The 11,586-nt window shown below is 56.4% G+C and carries 11 protein-coding genes; 2 read left to right on the top strand and 9 right to left on the bottom strand.

All coding sequences use genetic code 11. The annotated features are described in order from the left end of the window. Positions 1-413: phosphoenolpyruvate carboxylase (locus B3P58_RS16180; protein WP_286719047.1), on the bottom strand; the 413-nt coding region annotated here is incomplete at its 3' end. A 168-nt stretch (positions 414-581) separates the two neighbouring features. On the opposite strand from B3P58_RS16180, the gene B3P58_RS16175 reads away from it, so the two are divergent. After that, entirely contained in the window at positions 582-914 is a 333-nt protein-coding gene (locus B3P58_RS16175; RefSeq protein ID WP_225691535.1) for a type 1 pili tip component, read from the top strand. Positions 915-925: 11 nt separating this feature from the next. On the opposite strand, the gene mazG is transcribed toward B3P58_RS16175, so the two are convergent. The 4 genes from mazG to cysM form a co-directional block, all read right to left on the bottom strand. Next, positions 926-1,750, bottom strand: coding sequence for a nucleoside triphosphate pyrophosphohydrolase (mazG, locus tag B3P58_RS16170; RefSeq protein WP_286719045.1), 825 nt, complete (start codon positions 1,748-1,750; stop codon positions 926-928). Continuing rightward, entirely contained in the window at positions 1,747-3,996 is a 2,250-nt protein-coding gene (gene relA, locus B3P58_RS16165) for a GTP diphosphokinase (protein ID WP_145469175.1), read from the bottom strand. The genes mazG and relA overlap by 4 nt, the downstream gene beginning before the upstream one ends. Then, complete coding sequence (gene rlmD, locus B3P58_RS16160; RefSeq protein ID WP_286719043.1) at positions 3,989-5,320, bottom strand: 23S rRNA (uracil(1939)-C(5))-methyltransferase RlmD; 1,332 nt, start codon at positions 5,318-5,320, stop codon at positions 3,989-3,991. Before rlmD ends, relA begins: the two co-directional genes overlap by 8 nt. A gap of 204 nt (positions 5,321-5,524) precedes the next feature. Further along, positions 5,525-6,418, bottom strand: coding sequence for a cysteine synthase CysM (cysM, locus tag B3P58_RS16155; RefSeq protein WP_145469521.1), 894 nt, complete (start codon positions 6,416-6,418; stop codon positions 5,525-5,527). A gap of 200 nt (positions 6,419-6,618) precedes the next feature. On the opposite strand from cysM, the gene B3P58_RS16150 reads away from it, so the two are divergent. Continuing rightward, positions 6,619-9,450, top strand: coding sequence for a response regulator (locus tag B3P58_RS16150; RefSeq protein ID WP_145469173.1), 2,832 nt, complete (start codon positions 6,619-6,621; stop codon positions 9,448-9,450). A 26-nt stretch (positions 9,451-9,476) separates the two neighbouring features. On the opposite strand, the gene acpS is transcribed toward B3P58_RS16150, so the two are convergent. The 4 genes from acpS to B3P58_RS16130 form a co-directional block, all read right to left on the bottom strand. Beyond that, a complete protein-coding gene (gene acpS / locus B3P58_RS16145) occupies positions 9,477-9,884 on the bottom strand; it encodes a holo-ACP synthase (RefSeq protein WP_286719041.1) in 408 nt (135 codons plus the stop codon). Between the two features lie 11 nt (positions 9,885-9,895). After that, positions 9,896-10,642, bottom strand: coding sequence for a pyridoxine 5'-phosphate synthase (gene pdxJ, locus B3P58_RS16140; RefSeq protein WP_286719040.1), 747 nt, complete (start codon positions 10,640-10,642; stop codon positions 9,896-9,898). A gap of 59 nt (positions 10,643-10,701) precedes the next feature. Further along, entirely contained in the window at positions 10,702-11,373 is a 672-nt protein-coding gene (gene recO, locus B3P58_RS16135; protein ID WP_286719038.1) for a DNA repair protein RecO, read from the bottom strand. Positions 11,374-11,376: 3 nt separating this feature from the next. After that, the coding region (locus B3P58_RS16130; RefSeq protein WP_286719036.1) for a KH domain-containing protein at positions 11,377-11,586 on the bottom strand (210 nt) is incomplete at its 5' end.

Below are 11,586 nucleotides of genomic sequence, written 5' to 3'. Positions count from 1 at the left end.
ATATTCACATCGGCGACTTTCTGACTGAGATTCAGACCGGCGATGCCTTTCTGCTGTAAACGGGCCAGTAAAGTACTGAACATCTGCTCGACATCATCGTGCAGAAAATCACTGCGCCGCCAGCTGGCACCGTGCTGCTGTTCGGCAATATTGGCCAGATTAAGGAACTGATTAAAACCACGCACCACCGGCACCAGTGCATCATCCGGCATGGTTTTCAGTAATGCCAGTAAACGGTCGCGTTCGGCATCGTCGCCATTGCGGGCTTTTTTGGCCTGCTTACGGATATCCTCAATACGTTTGAGCATACTGCTGCCGTATTGATTTTCGATCGTTTTGCCCAGCAGGTTGCCCAGCAGTTTTACTTTGTCGCGTAACAAAGCATCCAATTCAAAAGCATCCGTAGCACTCATACCTACTCCTGTCAGATCGTTTTATTCAGTGTGCGGAAAAACAGACAGATAGCAAGGAGTTACGCAGGGTGACTTTCACTGCATTTTGGTAACACTTTGTTCAGTTACAGGGCAGCGGCTTTTTTTCATTCTATTCTGATAAAACAGCCAGAGAAAAAGGAACGCCCGATGAAAGCCTCAGAATTATTACGCCACTGGGAAAAAGAATTCGGTGAACCGCTGACCGCCGCCCGCTATGAATTGCCATTAAATGTAAAAGATGCGGCCCGGCTTGAAGCACTTGCAGAAATGTTTCCCGGCAGCACAAAAGAACGCATTCTGCGCGATCTGGTCAGTGCAGCATTATCGGATCTGACCAGCGGTTTTCCTTATATTGCCGGGGATAAAGTCGTTGCTCAGGATGAAGAAGGGTATCCGGTATTTGAAGATGTGGGGCCGACACCGCAATTCCTGCAGCTGACCCGCAAGCATCTGAACAGCCTGCAAAAAGGCAAACACTGAGCGGTACTGCTTCAGTGTTTTTCCTGCTGCTTGGCAGCCTGCCAGGCAGCTTCCATCTCGGCGGCGCTGGCGTTGTCCCAGCCGCCCAGGCGTTCAACCTGCGCTTCGACCTGAGCGAAGCGCGAACAGAAACGGGCATTGGTGCCACGCAGCGCGACTTCCGCATCCACCTTTAAATGTCGGGCCAGATTACTGACGGCAAATAACAGATCGCCCACTTCGTGCTCCAGCCGCTCTGGGTCGGCTGCGCTGATTTCGGCTTCAACCTCGGCCAGTTCTTCACGGATTTTATCCAGCACGCCCTGCACATCCGGCCAGTCAAAGCCCACTTTTGAGGCTTTTTTCTGTAATTTGACCGCCCGGTTAAGGGCCGGCAGCGTGGCCGGGACATCGGCCAGTAAACCGGAAGGCATATTCTGCGCTACGGGTTTGAGTGCTTTTTCCTGTTGTTTGATCAGATCCCAGTTGGCGTTGATCTCTGCCTCTTGCGGGCTGACCGAAGGGTCCCGCTCGCTGTGCAGTGTGCCCTGAGGAAACACGTGCGGATGACGGCGGATCAGCTTTTCCACCAGACGGTGAATAATCGAGTTGAGGTTAAACAACTGCCGCTCATCGCCCATCTGACCGTAAAAAATCACCTGAAACAGCAGATCGCCCAGCTCTTCTTCCAGATGCGGCCAGTCCTGACGTTCAATAGCGTCGGCTACTTCGTAGGCTTCTTCCAGGGTGTGCGGCAGAATGGTGGCAAAATCCTGCTTCAGATCCCAGGGGCAGCCGGTCTGCGGATCACGCAGACGGCGCATCAGGTACAGCAGGTCATCGAGGCCATAACTCATGAGCCATGGCCTCCACGTACCCGGCGGGCAGAAATCACATTTGGCAGTTGCGCAATTTTGCTCATCAGCCGGGCAAAGCGCTCAAGGCTTTCCACTTCTACCGTCAGCTGCATATTAGCGGTGTTTTCACCCTGATTGGACTGGGTATTCACCGACAGTACATTAATGCGTTCATTCGCCAGTACCGAGCTGACATCGCGCAGCAGACCGGTGCGGTCATAGGCCTGAATCAGCATATCCACCGGATAGGTGCTGTTCGGCTTATTGCCCCAGCTGACCTGCAACAGACGCTGTGGCTCCATCGCCTCAAGATGCAGCAGGTTATCGCAGTCACTGCGGTGTACGGTCACACCACGCCCCACGGTGATATAGCCACGGATATCATCACCCGGCACTGGCTGGCAGCACTGCGCCAGCTGAGTCAGCAGATTGCCGACGCCTTCAATATAAATATCGTCGGCCTTGGCATGGCGCTCACTGTGTTCCGGCTTACGCGCCAGCGGCAGTTCCTGCTGGCTGTTGCCGGTATCGGCTCTTTTCAGCACGTTATGCACAATCTGGCCAACGCGCAGATCACCCGCACCGACGGCGGCGAACATATCGTCCACCGACTTCATATTCATGTCTTTAGCGACATCGGTCAGCGGTTCGTTCACCAGATCCAGACGATCCAGCTCACGCAAGACCAGCTGGCGGCCTTCATCGATATTCTGATCGCGCGCCTGCAGCTTGAACCAGTGCGCCACTTTGGCGCGCGCGCGGGTGGTGTGAATATAACCGGATTCCGGATACAGCCAGTCGCGACTCGGGTGCGCATTGGCGTTGGTCAGAATTTCGACCTGCTCGCCGTTTTTCAGCAGATAGGTCAGCGGCACAATACGGCCATTGACCTTGGCACCACGGCATTTATTACCGACTTCGGTATGCACGCGATAGGCAAAATCCACCGGCGTGGCGCGCGGCGGTAAATCCACCACATGGCCTTCGGGGGTGAACACATAAATGCGGTCGGGGTTGATGTCGGCGCGCAGTTCTCCCACCAGCTCCGGCAGATCGTCCAGCTCTTCGTGCCATTCCAGCACCTGACGCAGCCAGGCAATTTTCTGCTCGTAGCCCTGATCTTTGGCGTTGAGGTCGGTGCCTTTATACAGCCAGTGCGCACAAACCCCCAGCTCCGCATCTTCGTGCATATTGTGGGTACGGATCTGCACTTCCAGTACCTTGCCTTCAGGGCCGATCACGGCGGTATGCAGCGAGCGGTAACCGTTCTCTTTCGGGTTAGCGATATAGTCGTCAAATTCGTTCGGAATATGACGCCAGAGGGTATGCACAATGCCCAGTGCGGCGTAACAGTCTTTCAGTTCCGGCACCAGAATACGCACCGCGCGGATATCGTAAATCTGCGAGAAATCGAGGTTCTTGCGGCTCATCTTCCGCCAGATGCTGTAGATATGCTTGGCACGGCCATAGACATCGCATTTGATGCCGGCACCAAGCAGGTCATCACGCAGGCGCTGTACCACGGTTTCGATATAGTCCTGACGGGCAAGACGTTTTTCATCCAGCAGGCCGGCAATCTTTTTGTAAGCCTCCGGCTGCATATAGCGGAACGCCAGATCCTCAAGCTCCCACTTCAGGTGACCAATACCCAGACGATGAGCCAGCGGTGCATAGATATTGAAGACTTCTTCGGCGACCTTGCGGCGCTTGTCTTCCGGGCCATCTTTCACCGCCCGGATAGCCGAGGTCCGCTCGGCCAGCTTGATCAGCGCGACACGTACATCATCGATCATTGCCACCAGCATTTTGCGCAGGTTCTCAACCTGTGCCTGACGCTGGCCCAGCACCACTTCGTCGCGCGAGTTCTGGATTGCGCTGATCGCCGCCATGCGCAGCACGCCTTCAATCAGTTTGGCCACTTCGGCGCCAAAATCGCGCTCCACACGCTGCAGGGCCAGACGCCCTTCACGCACCGCACGGTAGAGAATGGCAGCCACCAGCGACTCGGTATCGAGACGCAGATCCAGCAGAATCTGCGCCATCTCAATACCCATCTGCACACTGTCGATTGACCAGTAGGTGCGGTTGGCAATGGCTTCGTCTGACAGCTGTTTCGCCAGTGTCAGCGCGCGCCCGAGCGTTTCCGGGTCTTTTACATCGTACGCCTGCTGGATGCTGTCCAGCCAACGTGAAACATCGAGCGATCCATCATGTAACAACGGATGATCATCTCTGACCTTAACCATGACGCTTAGCCTTTCTTTCCAGTAATACCATGGTTTCTACATGGTGAGTCTGCGGGAACATATCCATAATTCCCGCCTGCCGGACCTGATAACCGGCCGCGGCCAGCACACTCAGATCCCGTGCCAGAGTTGCCGCATCGCAGGACACATAGAGAATGCGCGGCACCCGGCATGCAATAAGTTCGTTCATTACTCCGGCCGCTCCGGCGCGGGGCGGATCCAGCAGCACCGCCTGCGGCTCAGGCAAACCCGCCAGACCACCGGCGCCGCTTAAATCGGCCTGAATCGCTTGCAAAGGTAAGGCCAGATTGGACGCCTGGGCGGCCAGGCTGTCTACCATACTTTGCTCTACCTCCACCGCCAGTACCTGCTGCGAGCGTTTCGCCAGCGGCATACTGAAGTTGCCATGACCGGCAAACAGATCCCAGATAACTTCATCGGCACCGGGCTGCAGCCAGTCCAGCGCCTGCTGCACCATGGCACGATTGACCGCGCCATTGACCTGCACAAAGTCGCTGAGTTCCAGCCGCAATGCCAGATCATCAACCTGATGATGCAAAGGCTCAGCCTGTTCTGGCCATAACAGCTGTGGCGGCGCATCGCGTTCGCTTTTCAGCCACAGCTGTAACGGCAGCAGGCCATCAATATTGAGCCCTGCGGCAAAGCTGCACAGTTTTTTCTCATCGCCCGGCGATAAAGGCTTCAGAATGCGCAATACCAGTGCCAGCGCATTATCGGCGGCAATGGCTTCAATCTGGGTAATGACTGCCCGCGCATCAAGGCGGTTAATCTGTTCACGCCAGGCTGCCCAGTCGAGGGCCGGGTGCTCGGGCAGCACCAGACAGCGGTCAACATTACTGATATGCGCAGACGAGGCTTCGCGGAAGCCAACAAAGTTCTCACGGCTGTCTTTGCTGTAACGCACACCGAGGCGCGCTTTGCGGCGATAATGCCAGGGTTCAGCCACAATCGGCGCCGACCACTCTGGCACCTCAACGCCCTGACGGCTCAACTCACGCGCCACGCGCTCCTGTTTAAAGGCCACCTGAGCGTCATAAGCCAGATGCTGCAGATCACAGCCGCCACAGCGCTGGTAATGCGGACAGTCGGGGGTTACGCGTTCAGGGGAGGTTTTAATCAGATTCAGCAAACGGGTCTGCCACACCTTACGGCGGCGACCATCGAGCACCACTTCGGCTTCTTCGCCGGGCAAAGCACCGGGAACGAAATAGACATCGCGACCCAGCCGCGCCACCCCTTCCCCTTCCGAGGTCAGGTTATCCACCGACAGCGTCAGGCGCCGTTGTTTATCTGCTGGTTTCACCAGGCACTCCTTTTCATGCGTCCGCGCGGCAACGCGACGCGGTATCTGGCGCACAAGATTGGGGCAAAGGGGAAAAGATTCAAGGGCACCTCCGAATAACTCTGCAACACTCACGCGAAGCTGTGCAGAATGATTCAGAGGTGCCCAGGGTCCGGGAGGAACACATCGCGCAGCGGCTGACGGTTATCAGCCGCTGCATAGCGCTCACTTTTCAGGCGCAAAGACACCGGATGACAGATAACGGTCACCACGGTCACAGATGATGGCAACAATAGTGGCGTTTTCCAGCGTTTGCGCCAGACGCAGGGCACCGGCCACCGCGCCACCGGAGGAAACTCCGCAGAAAATCCCCTCACGCCGCGCCAGTTCGCGCATGCAGTGCTCTGCTTCCTGCTGACTGATGTCCATCACCAGATCCACCTGACGGGCATCAAAGATGGTCGGCAGATATTCCTGCGGCCAGCGGCGGATTCCGGGAATAGCCGAACCGTCTTCCGGCTGCAGACCAACAATCTGCACCGCCGGATTCTGTTCCTTCAGGTAACGTGAGGTTCCCATAATGGTTCCCGTGGTACCCATTGAGCTGACAAAGTGGGTGATGCGCCCACCGGTCTGCGCCCAGATTTCAGGCCCGGTGCTGTGATAATGCGCCTCGGGGTTATCGCCATTGCCAAACTGATTCAGCACCTTGCCTTCGCCGCGCGACTCCATCGCCAGCGCCAGATCGCGGGCACCTTCCATACCACTGTCGACCAGAATCAGTTCTGCGCCATAGGCTTCCATTGCCCAGCGCCGTTCCATGGTGGCACTGTCAGGCATAATCAGAATCATGCGGTAGCCCTTAATGGCAGCCGCCATCGCCAGCGCGATACCGGTATTGCCACTGGTAGCCTCAATTAAGGTATCGCCGGGCTGAATATCACCGCGCTGTTCGGCGCGTTCAATCATGGATAGCGCCGGACGATCTTTCACCGAGCCGGCCGGGTTATTACCTTCCAGCTTGAGCAGAATGGTATTGCTGCTGTCTGCCGGTAATAAACGCTGCAGACGTACCAGCGGTGTATTGCCCACGCAGTCGGCGATGGTCGGGTACTGAATATCGGTCACGGCGATCTCTACTTATAACCAAAGAGCGCGTAGTTTACCTTTGCACCTCACCTGAACGTAATATCAATTGGTGATTTCGTTATATCGCTGCGCATACCAGCGCACAGTCCTGCTGCGGCAATGCAGGCTGCGATTGCACCCATCCTGCCTGCCCTTTACTCTACGGCTTTACCTTTCTTTAAGTTGTGTGCATGAAAAACTGGACCATCCAGAGCCGTATTCTGTTTCTCGCTTTGCTACCCGGCGTTATTGTTTCCGTTGTGCTCGGTATTTTCTTTATGGCCGAGCGTGCACGCGACCTGAATGACCTGCTCGATCAGCGTGCGCTGGCGATGGCCAAGCAGCTGGCTCCGACCTGTGAATACGGCGTGATGACCGGCAATGTCGGTATTCTGCAGAACATCGCTAACAACATGCTGGAAGAAAAGGACGTCCGCTCGGTCAGCATCTATAACCAGGATGTGGAAATTCTGGCCCATGCCGGACCGAAAATGCTGACCGAGCGCATCGGCTCAGCACAACTGCAGGCTAACCAGTTACAGCTGCTGCGTACCGAAGGGTCGGTCCGGGTACGGGCACCGATTTTTGCCCAGAACCTGGTGATTCCTGACCAGCTGTCCGATCAGTTCTATGCCGAAGAAAGCCGCCAGATCAAACTGCTGGGCTGGGCCGAACTGGAGCTGTCAAACAGCAACACCCTGCTGTTGCGCTATCAGCATATTGCGTCTTCGCTAAGCGTTATTTTGCTGGCCCTGCTGAGCTGTACCTTTGTGGCTATCCGCTTCAGCCGTCAGGTATCTGAGCCTATGGGGCGCATCGTCAAAGCCATTGGCGAACTGGAAGACGGCAAGCTGGAAAGCCGTATTCATATCAACAGCGGTGGCGAGTTCCAGCAACTGGCCTCAGGCATCAATGCCATGGCCAGTGCACTGCAGCGCGTGAATACCGAACATCAGCAAAATCTGGAACAGGCGACACAGGATCTGCAGGAAACGCTGGATGAAATGGAAATCCGCAACCGCGAACTGACCATCGGCCGTAAAGAAGCACTGGAAGCCAGCCGCATGAAGTCAGAGTTCCTGGCCAATGTCAGCCATGAAATCCGCACCCCACTGAACGGTATTATCGGCTTCAGTGACCTGCTGCTGCGCACTCATGTGGATGAACGTCAGGCTGACTATCTGGATACCATCCGCAAATCCTCCGGCGATCTGCTGAACATCATTAACGACATTCTTGACCTGTCAAAAATTGATGCCGGCAAGCTGATTATTGAGCACACCAGCTTTAATTTGCGCGATGTTCTGGAAGATGTGATGACGGTACTGGCTCCGGCCGCCTTTCAGAAAGAACTGGAACTCAGCCACCTGATTTATTCAGATGTACCGCTGCAGATCGAAAGCGATCCTTTGCGCCTTAAACAGGTACTCACCAACCTGGTCAATAACGCTATCAAATTTACCGAGCGCGGCAACGTCAGCGTGCGCGTATCGCTGATCAGCAAGGGAGATAACCGCGCCAGCATCAAATTTGAAATCCAGGACTCCGGTATCGGCATGTCCGAAGAACAGATCAACAAGATCTTTAATGCCTTCACTCAGGCCGATGCCAGTACTGCGCGCCAGTTTGGCGGCACCGGACTGGGCCTGATTATCTCCCGCGCTCTGGTCGAAGCCATGCACGGCGAGATACTGGTCAGCAGTCACGAAGGCCGCGGTTCGACTTTCAGCTTCCATATCCAGGTAGGTATGCATGCCGGGACGGTCAATAACCTGCCCCTGCTGAGCGGTCAGCATATCGCCCTGCTGGAGCCCTCGCTGCTGAACCGGATGAATACCGGTGCCCTGCTCAATCAGTGGCAGGTTGAACACCACGACTGCGAAAACCGTCAGCAATTACTGGAATTACTGAACAGCAATGAGCATGAACTGCAGGCACTGATCGTTGCCGTCAGCCGTCAACACATCAACGACCCACAGCAACGCCTGTTTATGCAGCAGCTGGCACAGTATGAGCTGCCCCTGATAGCCCTGATCGACAGCGTCAGCCACGAACATCTGGAGCAGCTGAAACAACAGGGCGCCAGCAGCAGTCTCAGCCAGCCGTTCCTGCATAAACGCCTGTATCAGGCGCTGTGCCGGGCTCTCGGCAACGAGGGAACGGAATTCCGTGACGCCCAGCCCGGCAACAGCAGCCATTCCTCGGCGCAGAAACCACCCTGTGTTCTGGCCGTTGACGACAACAGCGCCAATCTGAAACTGGTGGTGACCCTGCTGCAGGAGCTGGGCATTCATGTGACAGCCGCCAGCAGCGGCCGCGATGCAATTGATATCGTGCAGCAACAGACCGTCGATATGGTGTTTATGGATATTCAGATGCCGGGCATGAATGGTCTGGAAGCCACCGAGCAGATCCGTACCCTGCCAGGCAGAGGAACACTGCCAATTATTGCACTCACCGCCCATGCCATGGCCGATGAAAAAGAGGCCCTGATTAAAGCAGGCATGAACGATTACCAGACCAAGCCCATCAGTCAGGAGCAGCTAGCCGCCTGTGTTGAGCGCTGGACCGGTTACCGCTCACTCAGCCCGGCAGCCGCGGCTGAAGCCTCACCGCCATCGAAAAGTCAGTGCGAATGGGTATTTGATGCGGCAACGGCCTTACGCCATGCGAACCACAAAGTCGATCTGGCGCAGGATATGTTCCGCATGCTGCTGGATTCACTGCAGCAGGATATGCAGCACATCGTGGATGCCTGGGAAGAAGAGGATATGGATGACCTGCTGGAACGGGTTCACCGGGTTCACGGCGCTACCCGCTACTGCGGTGTTCCCTGCCTGCGCAGCACGCTGGAAACTTTTGAAACGGCATTAAAAGCCAACCGCCAGGCGGAGCTGCCAACGCTGATGCGGCAACTGGTGGAAGATGTCGCCAATCTGCAGCAGTGGGCACAAAGTAACGACTGGAAAACCACGCTGGCGGAAGCCGCCAGCAAACGCAGCGAGCAATTCACCAGCGCCTGACCCTCCTGCACCTGACCCGGCAGCGTTTAACTCAGCAAGGCGAAGGCCTGAATCCAGTCGCCTTCATCCGACAGGCTGACCAGCGCACGCTGCCCGCCCAGAACCCGCAAACGCTCTGCGGCGGCGGCATGCAGCAATACCTGTGGTGCCCCCAGTTCATCGCGCAGTATTTCCAGCTGCTGAAATCCCACCCCCTTGGCAATGCCGGTGCCCAGCGCTTTGGCCAGCGCTTCTTTGGCGGCATATTGCTTGGCCAGAAAGTTAAGGGGATTGGCGCGTGAGCGATACAACGTCTGCTCAGCCGGCGTCAGAATGCGCTGCACAAAACGCTCACCATGGCGCTCAACAGCCTGATGAATCCGTATGCTGTCGAGCAGGTCGGTGCCGATGGCAATCACCCCCGGCACCTGTTTCAGCTCATCGGCATGGGCCACGGCAACAGCCCTCAGCCGCGCTGTGTGGCCGCAGCCAGCAGGTCACGCATTTCACGAACCGCTTCTTTCAGGCCGACAAACAGCGCCCGGGCAACGATGGCATGGCCGATATTCAGTTCATTCATGCAGGGAATCGCGGCGATGGCTTCCACATTGTGGTAATGCAGACCGTGGCCGGCATTCACAATCAGACCACGTTCATGGGCATAGGCGGCGGCTTCCTGAATACGCTTCAGCTCAAGCTGTTGCTCAGCTTCGGTTTTGGCATCGGCGTAACGGCCGGTATGCAGTTCAATCACCGGTGCGCCAACACGCAGCGTGGCGTCGATCTGGGCAAAATCCGGATCAATAAACAGCGATACTTCACTGTTAATAGCCTGCAGACGCTCAACCGCCGCACGGATATGGGCTTCCTGACCAACCACATCCAGTCCGCCTTCGGTGGTCAGCTCTTCACGCTTTTCCGGCACCAGACAGGTACAGGGCGGGCAAACTTCCTCGGCCAGCTCAAGCATGGCATCGGTAACCGCCATTTCCAGATTCATACGGGTGGACAGGGTTTCGGCCAGCACATACACATCACGGGTCTGAATATGACGACGGTCTTCCCGCGGGTGAATGGTAATGCCATCGGCGCCGGCTTCTTCGGCCAGAAATGCCGCCTGGACCGGGTCGGGATAAACGGTGCCGCGCGCCTGACGCAGGGTGGCAACGTGGTCGATATTCACGCCCAGCAGGACGCGTTGAGCATTTTTCACAGGGACTTCCCTCTTGTCTGAACAGGCATTACTGGATGATGTTAATAATACTGATGAGCTTAACGGCCCGGCTGAAACAGTTCGCGGCTGATCAGTGGCCGCTCCAGCAGGTCTTCAAGTGCACAACGCAGCACCTGCTTGGCCGCCGCCCAGCATTGTGGCCGCTGCGCCCGGCCTTGTCCAAGCTCGAGTAAATATTCACCGGAGAACAACGGCTGCCTCAGCGCCGGAGCCACGGAGGCATCCGAACGCACAAAGCCTTCACGGGCAATAAAACGATAGAATTCAGCAGCATTGACCGGACGTCCCTCACGATCCTGTTGCCAGGAAAAACCATATCCCAGCGTCTGCAACAGCTGATATTCAAACAGGCGTAACCAGGGGTCCGGTAAACCGGGATGCTGCAGACCTTCGAGGGTTCTGACGTAAGTCAGGAAGAGTTCTGGCTGAGCTTCATAGCGTGGTAATAAGCGCACCAGTAATTCAGCGAGGTACAGACCGCAGTACAGGTTAGCCCCCCGCAGTGAGTAAGTTTGCAGACTGCGCAGGCCGCGTAACTGCGGCCAGTCTTCGGCACGGGCCCAGTCACCCTGATAGCGCTGGTGCAGATCAGGTTGTGGCTGACTGCGCCCGGCAACCACGCTCAGCCGTCCCTGTTCTGCGGTAAATATATCCAGCAGCCATTCCTGCTCCCGCAGGGGCTGACGCTGCAGTACAAACAGCGTCTTCATGACTTAACCGATGCGGTCGTCGTAACCCAGACTGCGCAGGGCACGCTCGTCATCAGACCAGCCGGCTTTGACTTTAACCCAGAGTTTGAGCATGACTTTGCAGTCGAACAGCTGCTCCATATCTTTGCGGGCTTCCTGACCAATCTGCTTGATACGGTAACCGCCATCGCCGATAACAATGGCTTTCTGCGAAGCGCGCTCTACCAGAATCAG

The sequence above is a fragment of the Thalassolituus sp. UBA2009 genome (genome assembly GCF_002335285.1).
GTDB lineage: Bacteria > Pseudomonadota > Gammaproteobacteria > Pseudomonadales > Oceanobacteraceae > Venatoribacter > Venatoribacter alkanivorans.
Note: the sequence above shows the minus strand (reverse complement) of the source record. Positions and strands in the feature narration are given on the sequence as shown.